Source organism: Streptomyces sp. B8-7, from assembly GCF_058833805.1.
Genome location: NZ_JBYRRL010000002.1, coordinates 771,440 through 798,225, shown reverse-complemented (window position 1 = coordinate 798,225; position 26,786 = coordinate 771,440). Strand labels below are relative to the sequence as shown.

23 protein-coding genes, 1 tRNA gene and 1 pseudogene are annotated in these 26,786 nt (G+C 76.7%); 7 read left to right on the top strand and 18 right to left on the bottom strand.

Features of this window, described 5'->3' with window-relative positions; translation table 11 throughout:
* Window positions 1–112 precede the first annotated feature (112 nt).
* Window positions 113–1,360, bottom strand: a complete 1,248-nt coding sequence (locus AC5K6T_RS12170) for an amidohydrolase (RefSeq protein WP_493208353.1) — start codon at window positions 1,358–1,360, stop codon at window positions 113–115.
* A gap of 336 nt (window positions 1,361–1,696) precedes the next feature.
* The gene (locus AC5K6T_RS12165; protein WP_493208351.1) at window positions 1,697–2,581 is read right to left on the bottom strand and encodes a Cof-type HAD-IIB family hydrolase; all 885 of its coding nucleotides are present in this window, start codon (window positions 2,579–2,581) and stop codon (window positions 1,697–1,699) included.
* Between the two features lie 186 nt (window positions 2,582–2,767).
* Between AC5K6T_RS12165 and AC5K6T_RS12160 the strand changes: the two genes are divergently transcribed.
* From AC5K6T_RS12160 to AC5K6T_RS12150, 3 genes are all read left to right on the top strand, one after another.
* Window positions 2,768–3,571, top strand: coding sequence for an SAM-dependent methyltransferase (locus AC5K6T_RS12160; protein ID WP_493208350.1), 804 nt, complete (start codon window positions 2,768–2,770; stop codon window positions 3,569–3,571).
* 364 nt (window positions 3,572–3,935) lie between these two features.
* Window positions 3,936–4,271: a hypothetical protein gene (locus tag AC5K6T_RS12155; RefSeq protein ID WP_493208348.1), complete on the top strand. Its 336-nt coding sequence runs from the start codon at window positions 3,936–3,938 to the stop codon at window positions 4,269–4,271.
* Entirely contained in the window at window positions 4,259–4,795 is a 537-nt protein-coding gene (locus AC5K6T_RS12150; RefSeq protein WP_493208347.1) for an NUDIX hydrolase family protein, read from the top strand. The genes AC5K6T_RS12155 and AC5K6T_RS12150 overlap by 13 nt, the downstream gene beginning before the upstream one ends.
* A gap of 280 nt (window positions 4,796–5,075) precedes the next feature.
* On the opposite strand, the gene AC5K6T_RS12145 is transcribed toward AC5K6T_RS12150, so the two are convergent.
* The 12 genes and pseudogenes from AC5K6T_RS12145 to AC5K6T_RS12090 all read right to left on the bottom strand — a co-directional run bounded on the left by AC5K6T_RS12145 (window position 5,076) and on the right by AC5K6T_RS12090 (window position 15,940).
* Window positions 5,076–5,149 (bottom strand) — tRNA-Pro (locus AC5K6T_RS12145).
* Between the two features lie 179 nt (window positions 5,150–5,328).
* A complete protein-coding gene (locus AC5K6T_RS12140) occupies window positions 5,329–5,685 on the bottom strand; it encodes an MmcQ/YjbR family DNA-binding protein (protein ID WP_493209320.1) in 357 nt (118 codons plus the stop codon).
* Window positions 5,686–5,718: 33 nt separating this feature from the next.
* A pseudogene (locus AC5K6T_RS12135) lies at window positions 5,719–5,892 on the bottom strand (GNAT family N-acetyltransferase); the annotation flags it as partial.
* 127 nt (window positions 5,893–6,019) lie between these two features.
* On the bottom strand, window positions 6,020–6,928 hold the full coding sequence (locus AC5K6T_RS12130; RefSeq protein WP_493208345.1) for a LysR family transcriptional regulator: 909 nt from the start codon (window positions 6,926–6,928) through the stop codon (window positions 6,020–6,022).
* Between the two features lie 18 nt (window positions 6,929–6,946).
* Window positions 6,947–8,146, bottom strand: coding sequence for a glycine C-acetyltransferase (locus AC5K6T_RS12125; RefSeq protein ID WP_493208343.1), 1,200 nt, complete (start codon window positions 8,144–8,146; stop codon window positions 6,947–6,949).
* A gap of 38 nt (window positions 8,147–8,184) precedes the next feature.
* Window positions 8,185–9,213: an L-threonine 3-dehydrogenase gene (gene tdh, locus AC5K6T_RS12120; RefSeq protein WP_493208342.1), complete on the bottom strand. Its 1,029-nt coding sequence runs from the start codon at window positions 9,211–9,213 to the stop codon at window positions 8,185–8,187.
* A 419-nt stretch (window positions 9,214–9,632) separates the two neighbouring features.
* Complete coding sequence (locus AC5K6T_RS12115) at window positions 9,633–10,208, bottom strand: GAF domain-containing protein (RefSeq protein ID WP_493208340.1); 576 nt, start codon at window positions 10,206–10,208, stop codon at window positions 9,633–9,635.
* Window positions 10,209–10,257: 49 nt separating this feature from the next.
* Window positions 10,258–10,878 (bottom strand): GTP-binding protein, encoded by a 621-nt coding sequence (locus AC5K6T_RS12110; RefSeq protein WP_493208339.1) that lies wholly within the window; start codon window positions 10,876–10,878, stop codon window positions 10,258–10,260.
* Complete coding sequence (locus AC5K6T_RS12105; protein ID WP_493209318.1) at window positions 10,856–11,227, bottom strand: DUF742 domain-containing protein; 372 nt, start codon at window positions 11,225–11,227, stop codon at window positions 10,856–10,858. Before AC5K6T_RS12105 ends, AC5K6T_RS12110 begins: the two co-directional genes overlap by 23 nt.
* A gap of 2 nt (window positions 11,228–11,229) precedes the next feature.
* Entirely contained in the window at window positions 11,230–11,664 is a 435-nt protein-coding gene (locus AC5K6T_RS12100) for a roadblock/LC7 domain-containing protein (RefSeq protein WP_493208337.1), read from the bottom strand.
* A gap of 95 nt (window positions 11,665–11,759) precedes the next feature.
* Window positions 11,760–13,910: a sensor histidine kinase gene (locus AC5K6T_RS12095; protein WP_493208335.1), complete on the bottom strand. Its 2,151-nt coding sequence runs from the start codon at window positions 13,908–13,910 to the stop codon at window positions 11,760–11,762.
* A 614-nt stretch (window positions 13,911–14,524) separates the two neighbouring features.
* Window positions 14,525–15,940, bottom strand: coding sequence for a glycoside hydrolase family 5 protein (locus AC5K6T_RS12090; protein WP_493208334.1), 1,416 nt, complete (start codon window positions 15,938–15,940; stop codon window positions 14,525–14,527).
* Between the two features lie 652 nt (window positions 15,941–16,592).
* On the opposite strand from AC5K6T_RS12090, the gene AC5K6T_RS12085 reads away from it, so the two are divergent.
* From AC5K6T_RS12085 to AC5K6T_RS12075, 3 genes are read left to right on the top strand one after another with little or no spacing between them, the layout of a single operon-like run.
* Window positions 16,593–17,228: a metal ABC transporter ATP-binding protein gene (locus tag AC5K6T_RS12085; protein ID WP_493208332.1), complete on the top strand. Its 636-nt coding sequence runs from the start codon at window positions 16,593–16,595 to the stop codon at window positions 17,226–17,228.
* Window positions 17,225–18,121, top strand: a complete 897-nt coding sequence (locus tag AC5K6T_RS12080) for a metal ABC transporter permease (RefSeq protein ID WP_493208330.1) — start codon at window positions 17,225–17,227, stop codon at window positions 18,119–18,121. Before AC5K6T_RS12085 ends, AC5K6T_RS12080 begins: the two co-directional genes overlap by 4 nt.
* Complete coding sequence (locus AC5K6T_RS12075; RefSeq protein ID WP_493208328.1) at window positions 18,052–18,894, top strand: metal ABC transporter solute-binding protein, Zn/Mn family; 843 nt, start codon at window positions 18,052–18,054, stop codon at window positions 18,892–18,894. The genes AC5K6T_RS12080 and AC5K6T_RS12075 overlap by 70 nt, the downstream gene beginning before the upstream one ends.
* An 88-nt stretch (window positions 18,895–18,982) precedes the next feature.
* On the opposite strand, the gene AC5K6T_RS12070 is transcribed toward AC5K6T_RS12075, so the two are convergent.
* Both AC5K6T_RS12070 and AC5K6T_RS12065 read right to left on the bottom strand, forming a co-directional pair.
* Window positions 18,983–20,770: a class I adenylate-forming enzyme family protein gene (locus AC5K6T_RS12070; RefSeq protein WP_493208327.1), complete on the bottom strand. Its 1,788-nt coding sequence runs from the start codon at window positions 20,768–20,770 to the stop codon at window positions 18,983–18,985.
* Window positions 20,767–22,566, bottom strand: a complete 1,800-nt coding sequence (locus AC5K6T_RS12065) for a CoA transferase (protein ID WP_493208325.1) — start codon at window positions 22,564–22,566, stop codon at window positions 20,767–20,769. Before AC5K6T_RS12065 ends, AC5K6T_RS12070 begins: the two co-directional genes overlap by 4 nt.
* A gap of 151 nt (window positions 22,567–22,717) precedes the next feature.
* Here AC5K6T_RS12065 and AC5K6T_RS12060 point away from each other — a divergent pair, with 151 nt between their 5' ends.
* A complete protein-coding gene (locus AC5K6T_RS12060) occupies window positions 22,718–23,899 on the top strand; it encodes an acyl-CoA dehydrogenase family protein (protein ID WP_493208323.1) in 1,182 nt (393 codons plus the stop codon).
* Window positions 23,900–24,139: 240 nt separating this feature from the next.
* Here the strand turns inward: AC5K6T_RS12060 and AC5K6T_RS12055 are convergent, their stop codons facing one another.
* Both AC5K6T_RS12055 and AC5K6T_RS12050 read right to left on the bottom strand, forming a co-directional pair.
* On the bottom strand, window positions 24,140–25,297 hold the full coding sequence (locus AC5K6T_RS12055; protein ID WP_493208322.1) for a sugar ABC transporter permease: 1,158 nt from the start codon (window positions 25,295–25,297) through the stop codon (window positions 24,140–24,142).
* The gene (locus AC5K6T_RS12050) at window positions 25,294–26,604 is read right to left on the bottom strand and encodes an MFS transporter (RefSeq protein WP_493208320.1); all 1,311 of its coding nucleotides are present in this window, start codon (window positions 26,602–26,604) and stop codon (window positions 25,294–25,296) included. Before AC5K6T_RS12050 ends, AC5K6T_RS12055 begins: the two co-directional genes overlap by 4 nt.
* Window positions 26,605–26,786: the final 182 nt, after the last annotated feature.

Sequence of the window (26,786 nt, the reverse complement as noted above, 5' to 3'; positions counted from 1 at the left end):
CCCGGTCCGGCCCGCGGTCCGGGCGGTCCGGGCGGTCCGGCGGGCTCGGCACCCGCACCGGCCGGCTCCCCGGGCCGCCTCGCGCGCCCGGGCCGGCCCGCTGCCGCGCTCCTCACCCGAGGAAGCGGCTCAGCGCGGCCGACACCAGCGTGCGCACGCCCGGCACGAGCACCGAGGGGTCGGGAGCGAACAGCGGGCTGTGGTTGCCGGGGACCTGGGCGAGCCGGTCGGACGGCCCGGGCCCCGGGGCCGCTTCCCACACCGCGGGCGGCGTCGAGGTCACGTACCAGTAGTCGTAGGGCACACCGTCCGGCGCGAGCAGGGAGAAGTCCTCGCTGCCCATCACCGGGCCGAAGTCGAACACCGCGTCCGCGCCGAGGAGTTCACGGTGCACGGCGGCGATCTCGGCATCCAGGGCGGGGTCGTTGACGGTGGCGGGGCAACTGCCGGGGCGCAGGGTCACCTCCGGCGGCACCGGGCAGGCGGCGGCCGCGCACTCGCCCGCGACGATCCGCCGTACGGCGGCCAGGACCCGCTCCCGCACCCGGAGGTCCTGGCTGCGCAGGTTCAGCGCGAGGCGCGCCCGGGCGGGGATGACGTTGGACTGGGTCCCGGCGTGGAACTCCCCCACGGTCAGCACGGCCGAGTCCTTCGCGGCGATCTCCCGCGAGACCACGGTCTGCAGCCGGGTGACGATGTGCGCGGCCGTCACCACCGGGTCCACGGTCGACTCCGGGCGCGAGCCGTGGCCGCCGACACCGTGCACCACGACGTCGATGTCGTCGGTCGCCGACATGGTCAGGCCGGGGGTGTGCGGGGCGCACCCGGCGGGGCCCGGCGCCACGTGCTGGCCGAACAGCGCGTCGGGTTGCGGGAAGCGCTCGTGCAGCCCGTCCGCGACCATCGCGGCCGCGCCGCCGCCCGCCTCCTCGGCGGGCTGCCCGATCACCACGAGCGTCCCGGACCAGCGGGCCCGGCCCGCGGCGAGCGCCTCCGCGGCCGCCACCAGCCAGGTGACGTGCAGGTCGTGGCCGCAGGCGTGCATCACGCCGTCCACGACGGAGGCGTACGGCAGCCCGGTCTCCTCCCGCACGGGCAGCGCGTCCATGTCCCCGCGCAGCCACACCACCGGACCGGCGCCGTTGCCGAGCACCCCCACCACACCCGTGCCGGCCACGCCCTCGGTGACCGTGAACCCGGCCGCCCGCAGCCGCAGGGCGATCCGGGCGGCGGTGCGGTGCTCGGCGAACGCGGTCTCCGGATGCCGGTGCAGGTCCTGGTAGAAGCCCTCCAGTTCCCCGCGCTCGAGCGGGGCGGTCAGCTCCCCGGTCAGCCGGGCGGCCACGGCGGGGTCGGTCATCTGGCTCCCTCTCGTCGCACGGCCCGGCGCGCGCCACCGCGGCGCCGCGCCACCGCACACCGGCCGTCGGACTTCGGACCGCGGACTTCGGACCGCGGACACGAGGCCCGTTGGGCGGGGTGCCCGTTGGGCGGGGTGCCCGTTGGGCGGGGCGCCGGGCGCGGCGGACCGGCCGCCGCCGGGCCCGGTCCACCCGCTCACCATGACATGGAACGGCGCTCCCGTCGCCGGTGTCCGCGATCCGTTCCCGCTCGCCCGGCCCAGCGCGGGCCCGGCTTCCCCTCGCACCGCCGGCGCGGCCCACCGGTGGTCCGCTCCCCGGCGGGCGGGGCTCCCTCAGCTCCCCGGCTCTCCGGCCGCCCGCCCGCCGGGCAGCCCCAGCATCCGCGTGATCGTCCGCAGTACGCCGTTCTCCGAGTTGGCCGGAGCCCGGTGCCTGGCCCGGCGCAGCACCTCCGGATGGGCGTTGGCCATGGCGAAGGACCACTCCGCGGCGTCGAGCATGTCCAGGTCGTTGAGGTAGTCCCCGAACACCATGGTCTGCGCGGGGGTGATGCCCAGCTCCCGCTGGAGGCGGCGGATCGCCGGCCCCTTGCCCGCCGTGCGGTTCATGATGTCGACCCAGTGCTCCCCGGAGACCACGACCTGGTGGGTGGCGGTGAGCGGGGCGAGGGCGGGCGCGGTGCCGCGCTCGACGGGCCCGAAGTCGAACAGGGCCACCTTGAGGATGTCGTCGTCCACGGCACGCGCGTCGTCGACGACCCGGTGCTCCACGTAGTACCGGCCCACCTCCGCCAGGAACGGGCCGTCCGCGCGCTCGACGTACGCGGACCGCTTGCCGCAGACCACCGCGCCGACGTCCACGCCGCCCTCCGCCAGCCGCCGCACGGTGTCCAGGATGTCCGCGACGACGCCCGGCCCGAGCGGGTCGGAGCTGAGCTCCGCGCCGTCACGGACCACGTAGGTGCCGTTCTCGGCGATGAACACCATGCCGTCGGCGGCGGGGGCGAACGCGCGGGCGAGGGTGGCGTACTGGCGGCCGCTGGCCGGACTGAACAGCACGCCCCGCTCGCGCAGCCGCTCCAGCACCGTCCACAGCTGCGGCGGCACGTTCTTGTCGTCGTCCAGGAGGGTGCCGTCCAGGTCGGTCACGATGAGCCGGATGTCGGCGGGCGCCGGGCCGGCGGCGGGCGGGGGCGCGGGCGACGGGGAGTAGGGCATGTCTGCTTCCGGGGTCGGCGGGGTACGGGCCTCCACGGCACCTCGTCGTCTCCGTGAACGGCCGTCCACTGTACCGGTCCGCCGGGGTCGTGCCGCGCGCCGCCGGGCGTCCGGTCCGTGGGACGACCGGTCACGGGCGCGGCACAATGGCGGCGACGGCCCCGCGCGAGGAGGAAGGCGAGATACGTGAGTGACGGCCCGGAGGGCGCGGCCCGGTTGAACACCGCCGTGGCGCACAACGCGCGGGTGTGGAACTACTGGATCGGCGGCAAGGACAACTACGAGGTCGACCAGCGGGTCGGCGCACAGGTCGCCGGGCTGTTCCCGGTGATCCGGGACGTGGCCCGCGCGGACCGGGACTTCCTGGGCCGGGCGGTGCGGCATCTGGCCGGGGAGCGCGGGGTGCGGCAGTTCCTGGACATCGGCACGGGCCTGCCCACCGTCGACAACACCCACGAGATCGCCCAGCGGATCGCCCCGGCGGCCCGGGTCGTGTACGTCGACAACGACCCCATCGTGCTGATGCACGCCCGTACGCTGCTGACCAGTACCCCGGAGGGGGTCACCGACTACCTCGACGCCGACGTGCACGACCCCGCCACGATCGTGGCGCGGGCGGGCGCGACCCTGGACCTCGGGCAGCCGGTCGCCGTGATGATGCTGGGCATCCTCAACTTCGTGCTGGACACCGGCGAGGCCCGGGACGTCGTGGGCCGGCTCATGGCCGCGCTGCCCTCGGGAAGCTTCCTGGTGCTGACCCATCCCACCTTCGACGCGGACCTCGGCGGCGAGGGCAACATCGCTGCGATGGAGTTCTGGAACGCCCACGCCACCCCGCCGATCACCGCACGCTCCCGGGAGGAGATCGCCGGCTTCCTCACCGGGCTCGACCTGCTGGAACCCGGCCTGGTGCCGTGCTCCCAGTGGCGCGCGGAGCTGCACGCGCCGGTCGTGGTGCCGCAGTTCGGGGCGGTCGCCGTGAAGCCCTGACCCCGGACCGGGCACCGTCCGGCCGGGCCGGTCCCTGCCGGTGCCTGCCGGTGCCGCACCCGTCCGCCCCGGCCGGACGCCACGCCGGCCCCGGCCGTGCGGAGCCGGGTCCGGACGGGGCCGGCCGGAGGTTCCCGGCCGGGGCCGGCGCCTCGGTGTCCCGCGTGGGCACCGGGTTCGCCCGGGACCGGCCGGGCGCACCGGAGCAGTCGGCCCGGGCCGCGGGCCCGGCGACGACGGCCTGCGTCCGCACCGCCCCGCACCCGCCCCGCCGACCGGCCGGCCGCGGCTGACGGCGGGCACGATCCCGGTGCTTCTCCTGCACCGCTGGCCCTATCGGCGTCAGGCCGCATATCTTTCAGCCGTGTTCGAGCAGGTGCATCTGGACGTGGGACCGGCCCCGCACCGTGTCGGTCCCGTGCGGGCGCGGGCGGTGCTGGAGGAGGCGACGGAGATCAGCCCGTACCACGAACCGCCGTACAGCTCCGACGGCTTCGGGCCGGCCGAGTTCCACCGGCTGGGGGCGCTCGCCTGCCGCCGCGGGCCGGGCGAGGGCTCCAGGACCGGGTGGACGGCGACGGGCGCAGCGCCGCCGACGCCGCCGTGCGCTGCGCGCGCCGGGCGGGAGCGGACGACGCCCGCCGGGTCTACCGCCTTTCCGACGACTCCTGAAAGTATGATCAAGCAATGTCTGACTTGACCGAGACCACGCCCGGCTGGCTGACTCCCGACGAGCTCGAACTGGCGCGTGCCCGCATGCCGATCCTGTACGTCGAGGCGGTGCCGGTGCGCGTGGACGACAGCGGCGAGGTCACCAGCATCGGGCTGCTCCTGCGCATCGGGCCGGACGGCACGGTGAGCCGCACCCTGGTCTCGGGCCGGGTGATGCATCACGAGCGGGTGCGCGACGCCCTGCTGCGGCACCTGGAGAAGGACCTCGGCCCGGTGGCGCTGCCCCGGGTGCCGTCCTCGCCGCAGCCCTTCACGGTCGCCGAGTACTTCCCCACCCAGGGCGTCACGGCGTACCACGACCCGCGCCAGCACGCGGTGTCCCTGGCCTACGTCGTCCCGGTCACCGGTGACTGCCGGCCCCGGCAGGACGCCCTGGACCTGGTGTGGTTCAGCCCGCAGGAGGCGGCGTCCGAGGCCGTGCAGAGCGAGATGCCCGGCGGCCACGGTGTGCTGCTGAAGCAGGCCCTCGCCCACGTCGGCCTGGCGTTCTGACCGCGGTCCGCTCCGGAGCCCCCGGCCCGGAGCGGGCCGTCCCGGCGGCGCGGCGGAACGGGGGCCCGGGTGCGGCCACGGGTGCGCGGCGGGTACGCGGGCGACGAAGGACCGAGAGGCACCGAGCGGGACCGAGAGGCACCGAGCGGGACCGAGAGGGACCGAGAGGGACCGAGAGGGACCGAGACGGACAAGGAGCCGACAAGGAGCAGGGCGCCAAGCCACGGGAAAGGCCGCTTCCCATTGCTGAGAAACGGCCTCCGACCTGCGTAGAACAGTGTCGGGACGACAGGATTTGAACCTGCGACCCCTTGACCCCCAGTCAAGTGCGCTACCAAGCTGCGCCACGTCCCGTTGCCGTCTGACCTGGGCATTCCCCTGGCCGAACGCGCAGAGCAACCATACCCCACTCGGGTCGGTGGTCGCGCACCCCTTGTCGGACGGCCACCGCCGGGAGGGCCCGTGCGGCGGCGGCCGGACCGAGGCGGCGGGGGCGGCACCGGCCGGGGGCCGGGCCCGGACCGGGGCAGGCCTCAGCCGCCGGGCAGGCCCAGCCGGGGGTGGGCGTCGAGCAGCCGGGTCGGGGCGGCCTGGCGCCAGGAGTCGGCCAGGATGTCCCGCAGCTCGTCCTCGTCCTCCAGGGCGGACAGCCGGACGCGGACCCAGGCGAACGGGGCCTCGTGTGCGGCGGTCCAGAACTTCTCCGGCTCGGCCCGCACCAGCTCCTCGCGTTCCTCCTTGGGGCAGCGCACGGCCATGGACGTCTCGTCCTCCGGCAGGGTCGCGAACATCTTCCCGGCGACCCGGAACGTGGGCATGCTCCAGGCGGTCTTCTCCGCGGTGTCCGGCAGGGACAGGGCGACCCGGCGCACGTCTTCGGCTTGCAGCAGCATGCTCCGCACCGTAGCGCCCGGCACCGACAGTCAGCCTCCGTCCGGGGCGCCGGGGGGCCGGGGGCCGGGGCGCTTGTAGTAGAGCGTCGTACCGCACAGGGCACCGTCCGGGCTGGTGGCGTAGTCCGGGATCTCACCGGCCCGGGTCCAGCCGGCCGACCGGTACAGGTGCTCGGCGGCACTGCCGGTCTCGGTGTCGAGATGGGGGCGCTCCGGCGAACGTGAAAGGAGGATCGGGGCCACCGCACCCCCGGCCGGCCGCCCGTGCCCGCCCGGTACACGGCCGTGATCCTCCGAACGCGGCTCGGGCGGCGGCGCCCGACGGCGTCCGTTACGCCGTGGGTGCGGCCGCGGCCCGGAGGGCGTCCAGGACCGGGCGGATCAGGGGGTGCTCCTCCGCGCCGCGGCGTACGGCGGCGAACACCCTCCGGGTGGGGGCCACGCCGTCGACGGGGCGGACGGTCACGCCCGACAGGTCCACTCCGCGCAGCGCCGAGCGGGGCACCAGGGCCACGCCCGCGTCGGCGGAGGCGAGGGCGACGACGGCGCGGAAGTCGTCGGAGGAGTGCTCCATCCGCGGCTGGAACCCGGCGCCCTCGCAGGCCAGCACGACCACGTCGTGGCAGGGGTTGCCGGGGTACGGCCCGATCCACGGGTCCCTGGCCAGCTCCGCCAGCGGCACCTCCCCCGCTCCGGCCAGCCGGTGGCCGACCGGGACGACGGCGTCGAAGGGCTCGGCGTACAGCGGTACGTGGGTGAGGCGGGGGTCGTCGGCGGACGGTGCGCCGCGGTACTCCACGGCGACCGCCACGTCGACCTGCCGGTCGAGCACCATCGGCAGGCTGGCGTCGCCCTCGGCGTCCTGCACCCGGATCCGGATGCCCGGCGCCGCCTCGGCGAGCCGCGCCACGGCCGGGGCGACGACCTGGGCGATGCCGGTCGCGAAGGCGGCGACGGTGACCGTGCCGGCGGCTCCGGAGCCGTAGGCGGCCAGCTCCGCCTCGGCCCGCTCCAGCTGGGCGAGGACGGCGTTGGTGTGGCTGAGGAGGATCTCCCCGGCCGGGGTGAGCCGCACGCCCTTGGCGCCGCGCTCGACGAGCCGGTGGCCGGTCTCCTGCTCCAGGGCGGTGAGCTGCTGGGAGACCGCCGACGGGGTGAGGTAGAGCGCGGCGGCAGCCGCGGTCACCGTGCGGTGGTCGGCCACCGCACGGAGGATGTGGAGCCGCCGTGCCTCGATCACGGAGTCGATTCTCTCAGGTCAGACGGTCAGCTCCGCACGCGCGGCGACGAAGGCCGCCACGGCCCGGTCGACGTCCGCGGTGGAGTGCGCGGCCGACAGCTGGACCCGGATGCGGGCCTGGCCCTGCGGTACGACCGGGTAGGAGAAGCCGATCACGTACACACCGCGCTCCAGCAGCAGCTCGGCCATCCGGCCGGCCTCGGCCGCGTCGCCGATCATGACGGGGGCGATGGCGTGGTCGCCGGGGAGGACGTCGAAGCCCTCCTCGGTCATCCGGCGGCGGAACAGGGCGGTGTTCTCGGCGAGCCGGACCCGCAGGTCGTCGGCGGACTCCAGCAGGTCCAGGACCTTCAGGGAGGCCGCGGCGATCACCGGGGCGAGGGTGTTGGAGAACAGGTAGGGGCGCGAGCGCTGGCGCAGCAGGGCGACGATCTCGGCGCGGGCGGCGACATAGCCGCCGGAGGCGCCGCCGAGGGCCTTGCCGAGGGTGCCGGTGATGATGTCGACGCGGTCCATCACGCCGTGCAGTTCGGGCGTGCCGCGGCCGCCGGGGCCGACGAAGCCGACGGCGTGCGAGTCGTCGACCATGACCATGGCGTCGTAGCGGTCGGCGAGGTCGCAGATCTCCCGCAGTGGCGCGACGTAGCCGTCCATGGAGAAGACGCCGTCGGTGACGACGAGCTTGCGGCGGGCGCCGCCCTCGGACGCCTCCTTCAGCCGGGCCTCCAGCTCGGCCATGTCGCGGTTGGCGTAGCGCAGGCGGCGGGCCTTGGACAGGCGGATGCCGTCGATGATGGAGGCGTGGTTGAGGGCGTCGGAGATCACCGCGTCCTCGGGGCCGAGGAGGGTCTCGAAGACGCCGCCGTTGGCGTCGAAGCAGGAGGAGTACAGGATGGTGTCCTCCTGGCCGAGGAACGCCGACAGCCGGGCCTCCAGTTCCTTGTGCACCTCCTGCGTGCCGCAGATGAAGCGCACGGAGGCCATGCCGTAGCCCCAGCGGTCCAGCGCCTCGTGGGCGGCGGCGACGACCTCGGGGTGGTCGGCGAGGCCGAGGTAGTTGTTCGCGCAGAAGTTGAGCACCTCGCCGGGGCGGCCGCCGGCGGTGACGCTGACGGTCGCGGACTGCGGGCTGCCGATCACGCGCTCGGGCTTGTGCAGGCCCGCGGCGCGGATCTCGTCGAGGGTGCTGCGCAGGTCGTCGCGCACGGAGTCGAACATCGGGGAAGCTCCTGGAAGGGGTCGGGAGGACGGGTGGGTCACGCGGTCCAGTCGAGGATGACCTTGCCGCCCCGGCCGCCGGCGGCGTCGTCGAAGGCGGCCTCGAAGTCGCGGTAGCCGTACCGGCCGGTGATCACGGGGGCGAGGTCGAGGCCGCCCTCGAGCAGCACGGACATCGCGTACCAGGTCTCGAACATCTCACGGCCGTAGATGCCCTTGATGGTGATCATCGAGGTGACGATCCGGGCCCAGTCGACGGGGAACTCCTGCGCGGGCAGGCCCAGCATGGCGATCCTGCCGCCGTGCGTCATGTTGGCGATCATGTCGCGCAGGGCGACCGGGTTGCCGGACATCTCCAGACCGACGTCGAAGCCCTCGCGCAGGCCCAGTTCGCGCTGGCCGTCGGCGATGGAGGCGCGGGAGACGTCGAGGGCGAGGCCGGCTCCGACCTTGCGGGCGAGGTCCAGGCGCTCCTCGCTGACGTCGGTGACCACGACGTTGCGGGCGCCGGCGTGCCGGGCCACGGCCGCCGCCATCAGGCCGATCGGGCCGGCGCCGGTGATCAGGACGTCCTCGCCGACGAGCGGGAAGGACAGCGCGGTGTGCACGGCGTTGCCGAACGGGTCGAAGATCGCGGCGATGTCGAGGTCGACGGGCACGCGGTGCACCCACACGTTGGACGCGGGCAGGGCCACGTACTCGGCGAAGGCCCCGTCGCGGCCCACGCCCAGGCCGACGGTGGCCCGGCACAGGTGGCGGCGGCCGGCCAGGCAGTTGCGGCACTTGCCGCACACCAGGTGGCCCTCACCGCTGACCCGGTCGCCGACCGCGATGTCGCTGACGCCGCCGCCGGTCTCGACGACCTCGCCGACGAACTCGTGGCCGAGCACGAGGGGGGTGCGGATCGCCTGCTGGGCCCAGCCGTCCCAGGACCGGATGTGCAGGTCGGTGCCGCAGATGCCGGTGCGCAGCACCTTGATCAGCACCTCGCCGGGTCCGATCTGCGGCTCCGGCACGTCCGTGAGCCAGAGCCCGGGTTCCGCCTTCTCCTTGACCAGCGCCTTCACGCGACGGCTCCTGTGGGTGTGGTCCCGGCCGCGGGCACGCCGAAGGGGCCCGCGGGCGGGGACAGATGGGGATGCACACAGCAATCTGCCGTACGGCGGGGCCGGGGTCCATCGAGGTTTTCTTAACCGCCGCCACAGCTTTCCTTCACGCCCCCGCACACCCTGGTGCCGCACCCCGCGGGCCCTCTGGGCCGGGCCCGCCCTTCCCGCACCCCGAGCACCCCGAGCACCCCGAGCACCCCGGGCACCCCGGGCGGGCCGGGCGGGCCGCCCCGGCGCCCCCGGCGGCGGCCTTCCCCGGCAACGGCCCGGCCGGCGGGCCCGGCGGCCACGGCGGCGGGGCCGGGGTGGCGAAGCCGGGCCGACGAGGCCGGGGTGGCGGGGCCGGGGTGGCGGGGCCGGGGTGGCGGGGCCGCGGGTCAGAGCGGCAGTCCGTCCCGCGCCGCCCGTTCGAGCCGTACGACGAGGCCGGCGGCGGCCGACTTGATGGTGTCCAGGCCGGCACGCCCCCAGCCGCGCGGCACGACGTCGGCGACGCACACCGTGCCGAGGACCATGTCGGTGCTGTCCCGCAGCGGTGCGCCCAGGTAGGAGCGGATGCCCAGGTCGTCGACCACGGCGTTGCCCGCGAACCGGGGGTAGTCGCGCACGTCCTCCAGGGCGAGCGCCCGCCGCCGGGCCACGACATGGGGGCAGAAGCCGTGGTCGCGGGGCAGGAACCGGCCGATCTCGGCGCGGCTGCCGTCCTCGCGCAGGACGGGCGCGGTCTCGGGGGCGTGCAGCCCGGCGAAGAACTGTCCGCGCTCCCCGACGAAGTTGACCATGGCGTACGTCGTCCCGGCCAGGCCCGCCAGCCGGGCCGCGAAGGAGTCCAGCGCGGGCTCGGGCCGCTCCCCGAGGCCGAGACCGTGCAGGCGGCGGGTGCGGGCGGGGGCCTCGCTGTCCTGCGGGGTCAGCAGCGGGCGCCCGGCCGGGCGGGGCGGGTCGTGGCTCATGGCCGGGCTCCGTCCCGGTCGTCGGGGGACCCGGGCGCCGTCACCCGCCTCATCTGCGCGCGCCCTGGCTGGGCGCGGGCACGACGGGCGCGTGCGCGATGAGGTGCCGCACCAGGGTCAGCAGGGTCTGGACGCCGGAGCTGGAGATCCGGGCGTCGCAGCACACCACGGGGACCTCCGGGTCCAGGTCGAGGGCGGCGCGCACCTCCTCGGGGTGGTAGCGGTAGGCGCCGTCGAACTCGTTGACGGCGACGATGAAGCCGAGGCCGCGCTCCTCGAAGAAGTCGACGGCGGCGAAGCACTCCTCCAGGCGGCGGGTGTCGGCGAGGATGACCGCGCCGAGTGCTCCCTCGGACAGTTCGTCCCACATGAACCAGAACCGTTCCTGGCCGGGGGTGCCGAACAGGTACAGCACGTGCTGCGGGTCGAGGGTGATGCGGCCGAAGTCCATCGCCACGGTCGTCTCGACCTTGTTCTCGATGCCGTCGAGGCTGTCGGTCGCGGCGCTGACCGTGGTGAGGAGCTCCTCCGTGGAGAGCGGGGCGATCTCGCTGACCGCGCCGACGAACGTCGTCTTGCCGACGCCGAATCCGCCCGCCACCAGGATCTTCAGTGCGGTGGGGAAGGGGTCCGCGGCGCCGTCGTGGTCAGAGCTGTCGTCGTAGTCCATCGAGCACTGCCTCCAGAAGGGCCCGGTCCGTGGGGTTGTGGTGGAACTCGGGGGGCTTGGTGGTGAGCGCCCCGCAGTCGACGAGGTCGGACAGCAGCACCTTGGTGACCGCCGCCGGCAGTTTCAGGTGGGCTGCCACCTCGGCGACCGAGATCGGTACCCGGCACAGGTCGAGGGCGAGGACGTGTTCCGGGCCCGGATGGTCGAGGGGGGTGACCCCGGTGACCATGACCTGCGACATCAGGTCGAGCGCGACGGTGGGGCGGGTGCGGCCGTTGCTGACGGTGAACGGGCGCACCAGCCGGCCCGCCGCGTCGTCGAGCCAGGGCCCGTCACCGGCCGCCGCCACGCTCAAGGCCTCATCGCCGGGGGTTCGACGGTGTGCCGGCGGGGCGCGGTGGCGAGGTAGGGGCGCACGCTCTTGACGAGCATGGCCATCTCGTAGCCGAGCACGGCGGCGTCCGCCTCGCGGCCGGCCAGCACGGCGAGGCAGGTCCCGGCACCCGCGGTGGTGACGAACAGCAGGGTCGCGTCGAGTTCGACGACCACCTGCCGGACGTCGCCGCCGTCGCCGAACCTGGTGCCGGCGCTGCGGCCCAGGGAGTACAGGCCGGAGGCGAGGGCCGCCATGTGGTCGGCGCTGTCGGGGTCGAGTCCGTGCACGGACTTCACGAGGCCGTCGCAGGACAGCAGGACCGCGCTGGTCGTATGGGGCACCCGCTGCACGAGGCCGCTCATCAGCCAGTCGAGGTCGGAGACACGGCCGGTCGGCACGTCGGTCGGCATGGTGGTTCGGCTCCTTGGGGTACGGGGTGCCGCGGGGGCGCCGGGGGTGTCGGCGGCCGCGGGGCCGGTGGGGGCGGGGGTCGGGGCGGGGGCGGTCATCCGGCCGGTGTGCTCCCGTCGGGCCGGGCCGCCGGGCCGGGGCCGGCCGGGGCGGCGCCGTGCGGCGCGTGCGCCGGACCGGCTCCGGTGGGGTGGGGGGCCGGGTCGGGGTGGCCGGGACGGGGCCGGAACGCGGCCGGGTCGGCCGGGGTGGCGTAGCGGGGTTCGCCGCCGGGCGGCACGGCCTGGCCGAGTGGGCCGTGGCCCGGTTCGGGCCGGACGCCCGCGCCGGGGCCGGGTGCGGGGTGATCGGGTGCGGCGGAGGTGTTCCCGGGCGTCTGCTGGGTCTCGGCCAGGCCGATGCCGCGCTGGAAGGCGGCCATCAGGCCGGGGTCGTGGCCGGGGTGGTCGGGGTCGGGGTCGGGGCGGGGCACGGGCCGCTCCCGCAGCTGGGGGACGAGGTGCTCCTGGGCGCGCCGCCTGGGCAGCTGGGGCCTGCCCATGGTGCCGCGCACGGGGCCGTTGCGGGGCACGGGCGGGGCGGCCGCGTGCTCCTCCGGCAGCGGATGCCCGACGGGCCGGATGCCGGGGGCGGCCGCGGCGGGCGTGCGCCGTTCGGCACGGGTGCCGCGCTGCGGCAGCGGGGTGCCGGCCCGGCCCGGGGAGGACGTCTCGGGGGCGGCGTCCGCCGGACGGGGGGCGGGGCCCTGCCGGTCCGGCCGGCGGTGGCCTTCGGGGGTGGCGGGCCGTTCGGCCGGCCCGGCCGGGCCGCCGGGTGCGCCGTGCCCGGCGGCCGTGCCGGTGCGCCCCGCACCGGCGCTCCCCCCGTACTCCGGGGGGACACCGGGCATGCCGTACTCGGCGGGCCCGGTCGCGGCGGCGTACTCCTCCGGGCCGCCGGGCGGGCCGGGCGGGCCGGGCGGTGCCTCCGGTACGGGGGGCAGGCCGGTGCCGTGCGGGCCGCCGCCTGGGAGGCCGACGGCTCCGGGCACGCCCGGGGCCTCGCCGCCCAGCAGGGCCTGCGGCACGACCAGGACCGCCTGGACACCTCCGTAGATGTTGCTCTGGAGCCGCACCCCGATGCCGTGGCGCCTGGCCAGCTGCGAGACCACGTACAGCCCGATGCGCCCGTCGGCCAGCAGGCTGGCCACGTTGACCTGGTCCGGGTCGGTGAGCAGGGCGTTCATCCGGCTCTGCTCACCGGCCGGCATGCCGAGCCCGCGGTCCTCGACCTCCACGGCGAGTCCGGAGGTGACGAGGTTGGCCCGGAGCAGGACCTGGGTGTGCGGGGAGGAGAACACCGTGGCGTTCTCGACGAGTTCGGCCAGCAGATGGATGACGTCGGCGACGGCGTGCCCGCTCAGTTCGCCGTCGACCTGCGGCACGAGCTTGACCCGCGAGTACTGCTCGACCTCGGCGATCGCGGAGCGGAGCACCTCGGTCATAGGGACCGGGTTGCTCCACTGCCGGCGGGAGACCGCGCCGCCCAGGACGGCGAGGTTCTCGGCGTGCCGGCGGATCCGGGTGGCGAGGTGGTCGACGTGGAAGAGGCCCTTGAGCAGGTCGGGGTCCTCGATCTCGTTCTCCAGCTCGTCGAGGATCGCGATCTCGCGGTGCACCAGGGACTGCAGCCGGCGCGCGAGGCTGACGAAGACCTCCAGTTTCTGCTCGCTGCCGGCCTGGCTAGAGAGCTGGGCGGCCTGCACGACGGCGGTGACGGCGCCCTCGTGCGCCCGCGCCAGGTCGGCGGCGAGCAGTTCGAAGTCGTCGGCGTCCCCGGGCGGCCCGGACCGGGGTCTGCGCCGGGGCGGGGTCTCGCCCCGCCGCAGGCCCTCCACGAGGGCGCGCAGGTCGGCCTCCCGGCGTGCGCTGCTGCGGCGCAGCGCGCCGACGCGCTCGTGCACGGACCGCGCGGCCCGGTCGGCGGCCACGGCGGCGATCGCGATGCCGGCGAACGCCACACCCACCGCTCCGGCGAGCACGGCCCACAGGGTGGGGCCGGTGCGCACGCCGGTGGAACGGACGGTGAAGAGCACGGCGGCGCTGGCGCTGAGCGCCACCGCGGTGGGCGGGAGGACGGCCAGCCGCAGGAGCTGCGGTCGTATGTGGGCCTCGGGCAGCGCGGGTGCGGTACGGGCGACCGGCCGTCCGTGCCGCCCGCCCTCGCGGCGGTCTGCGCGTGCGGCCGGTGCGCGGAGGTGAGACATCGGTGTCCTCGTACTGGTCCGTCTACTGGTCCGTCGGAGGGCCGCGCGGAGCGCGACGATCGGCCCTGCGTCGCCCGACGGACACACACCGTAGTCGCCACCGCATCGACCGCGGTGGACAGTTGACAAACTCCTCCGCTCGCGGTCCCGCTCTGGTATGAGGGACCGCACGGCAGAGCGATAACCCTGCGGACACGCCGGTCGAGGCCGATACCGCACCGGTCCGTCCCGGTCCGCACCGATCACTTCCGGTCGTCCGGGGTGGCCCCGGTTCGGGCACGGCCGGAACGGGGGCGCCCGTGCCGGTCGTTCTCGCGACACTTCCCGTCGCCTCCGGTCGCTCCCGGCCGCTTCCCAGCCGCTTCCCGTCGCTTCCGGTTGCCTCCGGTTGCCTCCCGTGGCCCGCCGTGGCCCGCCGTGGCCCGCCGTGGCGCACCGCTGTCGTCCGGCCGCCCGGGGCCGGGGAGCATCCCGTGCCGGGCGGCCCGTGCCGGGCGGCCCGTGCCGGGCGGTCAGTGACTGGCGGTCAATGACTGGCGGTCAGTGACTGGCCTACGGTGGCCCGGTCGGCGGTGCCGCACGCGGGCGGCGGGTCGGCGCGGATGCGCGGGGCCTCAGCGCGGGGCGACCAGGACGGTCACCCGCGTACCGGGGCGGGCGTGGACACGGGCGGTCGCCGAACGGTCCGCGGGGAGCAGCGGGGTGGGCGTGCCGGCGCGCCCCGACACCGACACCCGCCAGCCGCCCGGGCGGGCCGGCACCCGGATCTCGGTCACCCCGCGGGCGGCGCGGTAGTCGAGGCGGTAGGCGCCGGTCTCCGGGATGCGGGTCTCGGCGACGACCGCTCCCGCCACGGCCGGGGCGTACGGCGCCGCGGTGAGCTGCTTGCCGGGCCGCAGCCGCCCGTCGGCGTCGAGGGCGCAGTAGCCGCCGCCGTAGCACCAGACGTAGCCGGCCCAGCCGGAGGTGTAGCGGTCCAGGGAGGCGAGCGCGTCCCCGTAGAACCTGCCCGTGTTCGGCAGGGTGCTGTTCAGCGGGCCCCACTCGCCGACGACCACCGGCACCCGGTGGCGCGCCGGGTACTGCGTGACGGCCGCCTCGTACGCCTCGATCCAGCCCGCGGCCGGGTCGTAGTCGGCGCCGGCCTCCATCTGCGTGTTGTAGAAGTGCGGGGCGTACACGGCCTTCGGGTCGTGCACCCGGCCGAGTCCGGTCGGCACGCCCTCGCCGACGATCGGGGTGGGCTCGAAGAAGATCCAGGCGTCCCGGTCTGCGGACCGGACCGCGGGGGCGAGACGGTTGTACAGGGGCGTGAGCTGCTCAGCCTCGATCCGCCGGGCGGCGGTCACGAGGTCCTCGCCCGCGCGCAGTTCCCCCATGGGCTCGTTCATCAGGTCGTAGCCGAGGACGGCCGGGTGGTGGGCGAACCGGCCGGCGAGCACCCGCCACATGCGGACCTGGGCGCGCCGCAGGTCCTCGTCCTCGTAGAGGTGGGTGAAGGCGCGCTGCACCGCGGGCTCGAAGTACTCGGCGAACCAGTCCTGCGGATGCGGGGTGAACGGCAGTCCGTCGGTGCGGGTGGCCCACGCGGGGATGCCGCGGTGGCCGAACGCGGGGCCGAAGACGTCCTGGTGGGCGTCGATGAGGACCTGGACGCGGTAGGTGTGCGCCCAGTCCAGGACGCGGTCGATGCGGCGCAGGTAGTCCCGGCTGTAGCGGCCCGGCTCGGGTTCCAGGTCGTCCCAGAACACCAGCAGGCGGGCGAAGTTGAAGCCGTGGTCGCGCAGGTCCCTGAAGTGCCGCTCGGTGATCGCGGAGAGCGCCCGGTCCCCGCGGTGCTGCTTGTCCTCCACGTTCCAGCCGCGCAGGGTGAGCACGCGTCCGCGGTCGTCGGTGAGGCGGGGGATGTCCCGGACCGCCCCGGTGGCGGCGTCGCCGGGCGGCCCCTGCGCGGGGCGCGCGGTGGACCCGTGGCCGGCGACCGGCGCCGGGTCGGCGACGGACGCGGGAGCGGGCACGGGAGCGGACACAGAGGCGGAAGCGGAAGCGGGCAAGGAGGCGGAAGCGGGGACGGACACAGAGGCGGGCACGGGAGCGGGCACAGAGGCGGGAGCGGAAGCGGGCACAGAGCCGGGCGCGGGGACGGACACAGACGCGGGAGCGGAAGCGGGCACAGAGCCGGGCGCGGAAGCGGGCACGGGAGCGGGCACAGAGGCGGGAGCGGAAGCGGGCACAGAGCCGGGCGCGGAAGCGGGCACGGGAGCGGGCACAGAGGCGGGGACGGGGACGGGGACAGGAGCGGGGACGAGCACGGGCACGGGGGCGGAGGCCGGGGCGGCCGCGGTGCCCGCGTGGGCGGCGGGGCCGGCGGCGAGCAGGGCGGTACAGGCGAGCGCGGCGAACAGACGTCGGTGCACGGGCGGACCTCCGGCGCGATCGGTCGGCTGGTGCGGGAGATCACACCAGATGGGCTGACGGTCCATCAAGAGGCGGGAGCAGGCCGGTCCGCGGGCACCGGGACCGCTCCCCGGCACCGTCCGCCTCCGCGGGCCGGCCGGCGCGGTTCCCGGCGGCCGGCGGAGGCGGCCGGCGCCGGCCGGGAACCCGGCGGGTGCGCCGTACGACTCCTTCAGCGCACGGCTTGACAGTAACGAGGGGTGAAGGGCGAAGGGCGGGCGGAGGATGGGCGGACTGGACATACGCATGACCGGCGTCGCCTGCCGGCACGGCCGCGAGCAGGCGGTCGTCGGCGTGGATCTGGAGATCGCCGCCGGTGCGCGGGTCGCGCTGACCGGGACGAACGGCTCCGGGAAGACGACGCTGCTGCGCGCGGTGATCGGGCTGCACCGGCGGACCAGCGGCACCATCGAGGTCGGCGGGCGCAGCGCCCGTACGGCCGCGGAGTGGGCGTGGCGGCGACGGGCCTGCGCGTGGATCCCGCAGAAGCCGCCCGCCGGACGGTTCCCGCTGCGCGGAGACGAACTCCTGGCCAGCGGCGGCGCCCCGGAGGAGGCGGCCGCGGCGGCGGAGCGGCTCGGCGTCGGCGCGCTGACCGGGCGGCCGGTGGACACGCTGTCCGGCGGCCAGTTGCAGCGGATGTACCTGGCGCGTGCGCTCGGCTGTGTCGCGGCGGGCGCCCGGGTGCTGCTCGCCGACGAGCCCACCGCCGCACTGGACTTCGCGGGCCAGGAGGAGGCCGCGGACGTGCTGGCGGCGCTGCCGGTCACGCTCGTCGTCGTCACCCACGACCGGGCGCTCGCCGAACGCTGCGACCGGGTGCTGGAGATGGCCGCCGGCCGGCTGCGGGAGGTGCGGTGAACGCGCTCGCGGCCGCCGACCTCGGCGCCATGCTCCAGCTGGTCCCCGTGCGGCGGGCGGGTCTCGCGCTGCTGCTGGCCGCGGTCGGGCTGCCGGTGGTCGGCGTGGTCATCGTCGGTCTGGACATCATGCCGGTGCGGTTCGCGATGATGCACGTGGCGCTGCTGGGCATCGCGGTCGGTCTGCTGACCGGGCTCGATCCGATGCTGTGCGCACTGGTGGCGTGCGCGCTGTCCGGGGCCGGGGTGGCACCGCTGGCCCGCACCCCGGACGGGCTGTCCAGCGCCATGGGCCTGCTGATGAGTCTCGCCGTCGCCGCCGCACTGCTGGTCCTCGCCGTGTCCGGCGTCAACGCCTCCGGGGCGTTCGCGCTGCTGTGGGGGTCGATCCTCTCGGTCGGCCCGGCCGACCTGCTCGTGCTGGGCGCGCTCGCCGTGGCCGTACCGGCCCTGTTCCTCTGGCGGCGGCGCGAGCTGGCGCTGCTGCTGTACGACCGTGAACTCGCCCAGTGTTCGGGCGTACCGGTCCGCTTCCTGACCACCGCGCTGCTCGTGCTCGTCGCGGTCGCCGTGGCCGGGGCGATCAAACTGACCGGGGCGCTCCTGGTCGACGCCCTGACACTGCTGCCCGCGCTGGCCGCGCGCCGGCTGGGCCGCTCGCTGCGGTCCATCACCCTGTGGGCGATCGGCCTCGGGGTCGCGGTCAACCTCACGGGGTTCCTCGCGGCCCTCTGGCTGGACTGGCCTCCCGGCCCGGTCCTCGTCCTCACGGCGGGGGCCGTCGTCCTCGCCGTGTACCTCGTTCCCGAACGGAGACACCGCTCATGGCGCGCACCCGCGTCCACACCGACCGACCCTCCCGCAGCTCCCGTGTCGCTGCCCTCGTCGCACTGAGCGCGGCGCTGCCCCTGCTCGCCGGGTGCGGGTCCGGCGGCGGCCCGGAGAAGGACCGCAAGGAGTCGAAGCCGTCGGGGGCGTCGGGTTCCGCTCCGGTGGTGGTCGCCACGACCACCTGGGAAGGGGCCTTCGCCAAGGCGGCCGGCGCCGAGGACGTCACGGTGATCGTGCCGCAGTCGGTGCACCACGCGCCGGACTACGACCCGAAGCCGTCCGACCTCGCCGCCGTCGCGAAGGCGGACTTCGTGCTGTACGCGCCGTTCGAACCGTACGCGGCGAAGATCAAGGAGGCGGCGGGCTCGACGGCGAAGCTGGTGGAGGTGGACCTCGACAACGACCCGGGCAAGGCCGGCGCCGAAGTGACCCGGCTGGGCGGCCTGTTCGGCACCGAGGACGCCGCCGCGCAGTGGAAGGCCCGGCTCGGCGAGGAGGTCGCCGAGCTGAACGGCGAGCTGAAGGCGGCCTGGCCGGACGGGAGGAGCCCCGAGGTGGTCACCCAGGTGTTCACGGGCTGGGCCGCGGGGCTCGCGCAGGCGAAGACGGTGGGCACCTACGGCCCGGAGCCGGTCACCCCGGCGCGGCTGGCCGAACTCTCCGCGAAGAAGCCCGCCTTCGTGCTGGACAACGCGCACATGTCCACCGGGACCGTGCTGCCCGGCTCGGGCGCCGAGCAGGTGATGATCGTCAACTACCCGTCGGAGGACCTGGATCTGCTCGCGGTGTACCGCAATGCGGCGGCCGAGCTGCGGAAGGCGATGAGCGGGGCCTGACGGCGCCCCGACGACCGGGCCGTGACGGCGCCCGGCCGACGACGGGAGGGTGAGGGGCGCGCCGCGGTGGCGCGCCCTTCACCCGTGCTCATGCCCCGGCCGCGACGGCGGAGGAGGCCGGCTCCGCGCCGGCGGCGGGCCCGGCGGCGGGCCCGGCGGTGGGCCCGGCGGTGGGCCCGGCGGTGGACTCCCGGACGCGGCGGCGCAGGTCGGCGCGGTCCGGTTTGCCCGCGGCGGTCAGCGGCAGTTCGCCGAGTACCAGGACGAGTTCGGGGTGCTTGAAGCGGTCCACGCCGCGGCCGGCCAGATGGGCGCTCAGCTCCTCGGTGCCGGGGGCCCGCGCGCCTCTGGGCACCACGCAGGCCGCGAGCCGCTCCCCCATCAGCGGGTCCGGGACGCCGACGCAGACCACGTCGCGTATCGCGGGGTGCCCGGCGAGTTCCCGTTCCACCTCGGCCGGACTGATGTTGGCGCCGCCGCGTATCACGACGTCCTTCAGGCGCCCGACGACGTGCAGCACGCCCGCCGGGTCGAGGTGGCCGAGGTCTCCGGTGCGGACCCAGCCGTCGGGGGTGCGGTGGCGGACGTCGAGGTCCGGGGAACCGACGTAGCACAGCGGGGTCATGGGGCCGCGGGAGAGGATCTCGCCGACGGCGCCCTCGGCGAGCGGCTCGTGGGTCTCGGGGTCGGCGACGCGGATCTCGGTGACGCGCGGGTCCGGGCGGCCGGCGACGACGCCGGAGCGGCCGGCGGGCGGGACCCGGTGGCCGAGGCCGGTGTGGCAGTTGACGCCGTCGGCCGAACCGTAGAGGTTCACCACGGCGCAGCCGAAGGCCTCGGCGGCGGCTTCGGCGGTGGCCTCGTCGAGCGGCGCGCCGCCCAGCACGAGCGCGGTCGGGGCGGGCAGCCTCCCGGCGTCGTCGGAGCGCTCCAGGTGCTCCAGGTGCTCAAGGTGCTCAAGGTGCTCCAGGTGCTCAAGGTGCTCAAGGTGCTCCAGCATCATCCGGACCATGGTGGGCACGCCGAGGACGTGGGTGGGCGCGTGCTCGCGCATCGCCGCGAGCGCGGCCCCGGGGGTGAAGTGGTCCAGCAGGACGAGGGTGCCGCCGTGCCGGGCGAGCGTGACGGCGGTGCCGTTGGAGCCGAACGCGGAGGCCAGGGGCACGAGGAAGAGGCAGCGGGGAGGTGTCCCGTCGGGCATCAGGGAGGCGAGGAAGTTGCCCCGCCCGCCGGCCAGGGCGTTGTGGGAGTAGGCGACGAGTTTGGGTTCCGCCTCGGAGCCGGAGGACACCAGGATGCGGGCGGCGCTGTCGGGGTCGGGGCGGGCCGGCACGAACCCGGCCGGGTCGGTGCGCAGCAGCTCCCGCAGCGGAATCGTTCCCTCGGGTGCGGTGCCCGGCCCCGCGGCGATGATGTGGCGCAGGGCCGGCAGGGCGGGGGCGAGCGCGGCGAGGCCGGCGGCGCGGCTCTGCCCCCGGTGTTCGACGGCGGCGACGACGGCGACCGCCTCGGCGCGGCGCAGCAGACACTCGGCCTCGACCGCGCCGCGGCCGGCCGGGAAGGGCAGGGCGACCGCGCCGAGCGCGGCGAGGGCGAGGTCGGCGACGACGGCGTCGCGGTGGTCGGGGAGCTGGACGGCCACGACGTCCCCGGCCGCGACGCCGAGGCCGCGCAGGCCCCCGGCCAGGCTGCGGACCTTGCGGTCGAGGGCCGTGTAGCAGAGCGTCCCCCCGGCGTCGAGGACCGCCGGACGGTGCGGGCCGGCGATCCGCCGGGCCCGGAAGAGGCTGTAGAGGTCGAGGTCGGGGCAGGTGCCGTCGGCCGCCCAGGAGCGGCGCAGGCGGGCGGGCAGCAGGTCGGTCAGGGGGACGGTCACGCGAAGCTCCAGGGGTCGGGAACGGCGGGGGCGCCGTGCGGGTCCCGGCCGATCGGGCCGGACAGGCGCGGGTCGTCGAGGAGGCGGGACAGGTCGGTGGTGACGGCGGTGGCCGTGAGGCCGCGGGTGCGCAGCGCGTGCAGCGCGTCCTCGGTGGTCTCCTCCGGGTCGTGGTGCGCGGCGGCGGCCGCGGCGCAGGCGTCGCCCGGGGCGATCCAGCCGTCACGGGTGGGCAGCGGGTGCCGGAACCCGGCGGGGGGCCGCGGGTCGAGGCCCCGGCGGGCCCGGTCCAGGGCGGGGGCGAGGAGGGTGTCGGCCGCGCCGAGGAGCGAGGAGCCGACGCGGACGCCGCGCCCGGTGCGTTCGCGCAGCAGCAGGCCGGCGAGGACCGCCTCGGCGCCGTGCAGGCCGCCGAGCACGTCGAGGAGGGTCATCAGGGACGGCACGGGGGGCTCTCCGGCCGGGTGGACGGCCTCTCCGGTGCCGGTGCGGGCCTGCACCATGAAGTCGGTGCCCAGGGGGGCGTCGTCGAGCCGGTCCGCCCAGCCGCCGGTGTAGGCGTACACGAGTGCGGGGTTGACGGCGGCCAGGTGCCCGGCGTCGAGTTCGAGCGCGGCGGCCTTGCCGGGTGCCCAGTTGTGCAGGAACACGTCGGCCCCGGCGGCGAGTTCGCGCAGCCGCCGCCGGCCGCCGGGGGACTTGATGTCGATCTCGACGGCGTCCTTGCCCCGGTTGAGGGCGAGCCAGCGGGCGGAGACGCCGTCGCAGGCGGGCGGCATGCCGCGCAGCGGGTCGCCGCCCGGCGGCTCGATCCTGACCACGCGGGCGCCGAGCAGACGCAGCAGGTGCGCGGCGAGGGGTGCCTGGATGCGGCGGCCCGCCTCCAGCACGGTCAGCCCGGCCAGTGGCGGACCGGCGGTGGGCGCCGCGGCGGGTGTGCGGGGGGTGCCGGCGCCGCCCGGGTGCGGGGCGTGCAGGGTCCAGGGGTCGGCGGCGTCGTCCTCGGCGGCCCGTTCGGCGAGGGTGCGCAGCCGGCACACCTGTGCCCCCGAGGCATCGGCCGCCCGCGTCAGGTGGGCGAAGGTGTGACGGCGGGTCACCTCGTGCAGGGCGTCCGGGAGGGGCGCGCCGGCGGTCGCGTACCGGAACTGGAAGGGCCGCCAGCCCGCCCGGAGTGCTTCCGCGGGGGCGTCGAGGGCGCGCCAGAACGCCGCCCAGTCGCCGGGGTCCAGGGTCTCCAGTTCGAACCGGATGCCGTCGGCGGAGGTGAACGGGGGGCCGCCGGGCGCCGGCCGGACCGCTTCGGGCTCGTCCGCGCCGGCCGCGGCGAGGTACTGGGACACGGTGAGCAGGCCGGCGCGGTCGGCCGTCGTCGTCACCTCGGTGGGGGCGTCACCGCCGCGGGCCTGGCCGAGGAGGGCGGCGAGCAGCCCCTGGACGGTGAGCACGCCGGTGGCGGTGGCGAGGTAGTCGGCTCCCAGGCCGCGCGGGCCGCCGTGGCGGCGGCCGTGCACGGCCATCACGCCGGTGACGGCCTGCGCGGTCGCCTCGTCCGCCACGTCCGGTCCGGGCGGACCCCAGGCGGTACGGGCGGCGACCGGGCCGAACCCCGCCCCGCCGAGGGTGATGCGCCCGGCGTCCGGGGTGCGGGTCCGCGCCCCGAGCCGGGTGAGGTGGTCGGCGAGGACCCCGGTCAGGGCGGCCGGCCCGGCGAGGTCGAAGGTGAGTGCGTCGAGCGGGCGCCGGACGCCGGGTGGGCGGCCGACCGCGCCGCGCGGGGTGGCTGGTGTCGCCATGCCTCTCCTCTGTGGTCCCCTCCGGCGCGGCGGCGGGCCGGCGCACGGAGTCGTCAACGGGGGGAACCGGCGGGCGGATGCGCCCGACCACTTCCACAGGCAGGCAGTCGTACGCGCGTTCTGCCGAGTTCCCGGCACAGAGGAGGATTCAGTGACGGACCATGACGTAAGGGATCTCTCGCGCCTGCGTGACCGGGTGGCCGCGTTCGTGCGCGAGCAGGTGTTCCCGCGGGAGGACCGGTTGGACGCGGGAGGGCCGGGCGCGGCGGACGTACGCGAGCACCTGCGCAGGCGGGCCCGGGAGGAGGGCCTGTGGGCGCTGCCGCTGCCGGCCCAACTCGGCGGCGGGGGGCTGCCGTTGGCCGCGTACGGCGCGCTCGCCGAGGCGGAGGGAGCCAGCGACCACGGCCCGGCCGCCCTCGGGTCGGCGCCGCTGCTGGACGTGACCATGCTGTCCCGGCACGGGTCGGCGCGGGTGCGGGCGGACGTGTTGCGCGGACTCGTCGCCGGAGATCTGCGGACCTGCTTCGCGATGACGGAGCCGGACACGCCCGGCACCGAGCCGGCGCTCACCGCGGCCCGGGCCGAGCGGCTGTCCGGCGGCGGCTGGCGGGTGACGGGACGCAAGTGGTTCGTGTCGCACGCGGCCGGCGCGGACCTGGTGACCGTGCTCGCGCGGAGCGACGGCGCTCCGGGCGACCGGGACGGGCTCTCCCTGTTCCTGGTGCCGACCGCCGCGCCGGGCTTCCGGGTGGTGCGCGAGCTGCCGGTGCTGGGCGCGGCCGGGCAGTACGAGATCGCCCTCGACGGCGTCGAGATCGGCGAGGAGCAGCTCGTCGGCGAACCGGGCCGGGCGCTGGCCGTCGCCGCCGAGCGGCTCCGGCTGGGCCGCACGCTGCGGGCGCTGCGCTGGATCGGGCAGGCCCAGCGGGCGTTCGACCTGTTGTGCGACCGGGCCGCGGCGCGGCGCGGGACGCGGGAGCGACTCGCGGACCGGCAGCTCGTCCAGCAGCACGTGTTCGAGTCGCTGCTGGTGCTGCGGACCGCGCGGCCGCTGGTGCAGGAGGCGATGCGGCTGGTCGCGGCGGGCCGGGACGCCCACCTGGAGGTGGGGCTGGCGAAGACGGCCGCGGCCCGCGCCCTGCAGGAGGTCGCGGACCGGGCCGTGCAGGTGCACGGTGCGGCCGGCCTCGGCCCGGACACCGCGCTGCCCGCCCTGCTGCGCACCGGACGGACGGCGAGGATCCTGGACGGGCCGGACGAGTTGCACGTCGCCTCCGTCGCCCGCCGCGTCCTGCGCGACCGTACGGCCCCGGACGCGGGACCCGCCTGAGGCCGGGGCGGGCCGTCGCCGCCCGGCCCCGTCGCGGGCCGCCGTACGCCCTGGTGATCGGCACAGGCGCCAGGCCCGCCCGAGGCCGGTGCGGCCCCCCGCCCGGCAGCGGCCGGCCCGGAGCCGGGCACCCCGCCCGGGACGGCCACGGACGGCGAAGCGGCCCGCAGCCGGTACGCCCGGGCCGGCACACCGCTCCGCGGCCGCGGACACCGCGCCTGCCCGGGGCCGACGCGGGCGCTACACCTGCCTGAGGTCGACACGGCCCAGGCGGGCCGACAGCCCGAGCGCCAGGAAGAAGTCACCCCAGACCAGTTCGTGCCGTACGGCGGTGCCGGCCTGCGCGTCGTAGCAGCCGTCCAGGAGCATGCCGGGCGGGGCGGTGCCACCGGGCCGGGTGAGGTGGGCGGTGGCGAGCCGGCCGAGGACGGCGTCGGCCCGCCCGGCACACGCACCCGCCCGGGGTGCCCCGGGCACGGCCGCGAGCTTCAGCAGCGCGACGGCGGCGATGGCGGCGGCGGAGGTGTCCCGCGGCCCGTCGGGCTGCGAGGCGTCGGCAGGCGGCACCAGCGGTCCGGTGAGCAGGCGGGCGCTGTCGAGGAGGAGTTCGGCGGCCCCGGTGAGCCGCTCCCGGTGCGGGCCCGGCTCGCCCGCGTGCAGCAGCCCGTCCGCGACGGCCAGCAGCAGCCAGGCCTCGCCCCGGGTCCAGCCCGGCGCCGGGTCCGGGGCGGGCGTCCAGCCGTCCGGCTCGCTCCGGTTCCAGGCCGGGCGGGGCCGGGCGGCGGCCGTGCCGGGCAGGCACAGGTCGAGGTGGCGGTGCAGGTGGGAGGCTGCGGCCGCGGCTCCTTCGGCTCCGGCGGACGACAGCAGCGGCACGAGGCCGGGCACGCCGTCCGCCCGGACCCGCAGCCGCGGCCCGCCGAGCGCGGCGCCCCACGGGACCACGCCGAGCCTGCTGTCGAAGGCGGCGACGGTGTCCCGCGCCGCGCGCTCGCGCAGCCGCCGCGCGGCGGGGTCCCCGTCGGCCAGGGCGGTGCCGTACCAGAGGATCAGCCCGCGCGTCGCGGTGTCGGCGCCCGCCCAGGCGGTGAGCCGCGCGGTCGCGGCGGCCGCCGCCGCGCGGTCTGCGGCGGCTGCGGTGTGCCGGGCCCGCAGCCAGAGCAGTCCCGCCCAGAAGCCGCCGGTCCACGAGCCGCGCCCGGTGGTCCTCCAGCTGCCGTCGGCCGGGTCCGCGTACAGCGGGAACCGCTCCCCCACCTGCGCGGCGGTCTCCGCCACCCGCCCGAGGACGAGAGCGAGGGCGTCGGCGGCGGGGTCCGGGCCGACGGCGCCCCGGGCGGTGCCCGCGCCTCGGTCCGCCGGCCGCTGCGGCGGTCGGGCCGCGTCGGCGGCGCTCATGCCGCCGCTCCCGTTCCGCCGCGGCGGTCCCGGACCGCCCAGACCAGGGCGACCGCCCCGGCGACCGCGAACTCCGCGGCGACCAGCAGCCAGCCCGCGCCGTAGTGGCCGCGTTCGGCGAGCGGGCCGAACACCGGCGGGCCCACCGCGAACCCGGCGAAGAACCCGGCCGCGACCAGCGCCGAGTCCCTTCCGGCGCGGCCGGCCGCGGAACGCTGCATGACCAGCACCATCGACACGGCGTTGGCCGACACCGCGAACACTCCCACCGCCACGGCGGCCGGCCACACCAGCGGGCCCAGCCGCACCGCCGCCGCCAGCAGGACGGCCGCGCCGACCGCCCCGGCGGCCAGCAGCCCCGGCAGCCACGGAGCGCGGCCGGGGGTGGCGGCCCGGGACCAGCCGACGCGGCCGCCGATCCCGGCGGCGCCGAGGACCGCGACCAGCGCGCCCGCCACCGCGGGCCCCATGTCCAGCCGCTGCGCGCCGAACAGGGCGAGATAGGTGTTGACGGAGGCGATGCCGGCGCCCAGGAGGACGGAGAACGCCGCCAGCCACGGCACCGGTCCACCGGAACGGGACGGCCCGCGCACGGCGGGCGCCGCCTTCGCAGCCTGCACGGCTCTCACGGCCCGCGCGGCGGACGCGGGTGACGCTGACGCCGCGGATACGGGGGCCGGGGCGGACACGGCGGACGCGGGGGGCGGCGCGTCGTCGGCCGGCAGCGCGCGCCGGGCCCACTCGGCGGCGGACAGGGCGGCCGCCGCGGCCGTCCACACCGCGACGCGCCAGCCGAGCAGCCCCGCCGTCACCGCGAGCGGCAACCCGGCCGCGAACGCGCCCAGTTGGACTCCGGACTGCTTCGCCCCGGTCACCGCGCCGCGCCTCGGCGCCGGGACGGCGGCGAGGACGGCCTTGTTCGTCGCGGGGTTGGCGAGCGCCTGCGGGATGCCTCCGAGTGCCACGGCGGCCAGCAGCAGACCCGGCCCGGGGGCCGCACCGATCAGGCCGAGCGCCGCCGCCGACACCGCGAGCAGCGCCACCAGCGCCCGCCGCGGACCGACCCGGTCCACGATGCGGCCGCCCGCCGGAGACAGCACCGCCGCCGTGCCGAACCCCACGGTGGTGGTCAGGCCGAGCACCGTCTCCGAGAGGCCGAGCGCACCGACCAGACGCGGGCCGAGGGCGCCCAGCAGGAACAGCTGCATCATGGAGAAGGCCATGGCGGTGGTCAGCAGCAGCGTCAGCCCGCGTGTGCCGACGCCGGGTTCGGCCGGTGCGGACCGCACCCCGTCCGCTGTGTCCATGTGCTCCCGTGCTCCCCTCCCGTGCCGGCCGGGCCGGCCGGTCGGCCGTGGCCCCTTGCGCAGCCCGCCGTCGTCGGCGGCCCGCGTCCAGAAGTCGCGGCGCACCCGCCGGGAGTTCCCGGGGAACCCTCGTGGGGCGCGCCACAGCCGCGTCCTGCGCGCGGACGGCCCGCCGCCCCGGC

Bases quoted from the DNA above. Each gene is read 5' to 3' on its own strand.
- AC5K6T_RS12095 (WP_493208335.1), bottom strand. From the start codon at position 13,910: ATGTCTCACCTCCGCGCACCGGCCGCACGCGCAGACCGCCGCGAGGGC.
- AC5K6T_RS12100 (WP_493208337.1), bottom strand. From the start codon at position 11,664: ATGCCGACCGACGTGCCGACCGGCCGTGTCTCCGACCTCGACTGGCTG.
- AC5K6T_RS12085 (WP_493208332.1), top strand. From the start codon at position 16,593: ATGGGCGGACTGGACATACGCATGACCGGCGTCGCCTGCCGGCACGGC.
- AC5K6T_RS12170 (WP_493208353.1), bottom strand. From the start codon at position 1,360: ATGACCGACCCCGCCGTGGCCGCCCGGCTGACCGGGGAGCTGACCGCC.
- AC5K6T_RS12075 (WP_493208328.1), top strand. From the start codon at position 18,052: ATGGCGCGCACCCGCGTCCACACCGACCGACCCTCCCGCAGCTCCCGT.
- AC5K6T_RS12115 (WP_493208340.1), bottom strand. From the start codon at position 10,208: ATGAGCCACGACCCGCCCCGCCCGGCCGGGCGCCCGCTGCTGACCCCG.
- AC5K6T_RS12165 (WP_493208351.1), bottom strand. From the start codon at position 2,581: ATGCCCTACTCCCCGTCGCCCGCGCCCCCGCCCGCCGCCGGCCCGGCG.
- AC5K6T_RS12055 (WP_493208322.1), bottom strand. From the start codon at position 25,297: ATGAGCGCCGCCGACGCGGCCCGACCGCCGCAGCGGCCGGCGGACCGA.
- AC5K6T_RS12110 (WP_493208339.1), bottom strand. From the start codon at position 10,878: ATGGACTACGACGACAGCTCTGACCACGACGGCGCCGCGGACCCCTTC.
- AC5K6T_RS12050 (WP_493208320.1), bottom strand. From the start codon at position 26,604: ATGGACACAGCGGACGGGGTGCGGTCCGCACCGGCCGAACCCGGCGTC.
- AC5K6T_RS12150 (WP_493208347.1), top strand. From the start codon at position 4,259: ATGTCTGACTTGACCGAGACCACGCCCGGCTGGCTGACTCCCGACGAG.
- AC5K6T_RS12125 (WP_493208343.1), bottom strand. From the start codon at position 8,146: ATGTTCGACTCCGTGCGCGACGACCTGCGCAGCACCCTCGACGAGATC.
- AC5K6T_RS12065 (WP_493208325.1), bottom strand. From the start codon at position 22,566: ATGGCGACACCAGCCACCCCGCGCGGCGCGGTCGGCCGCCCACCCGGC.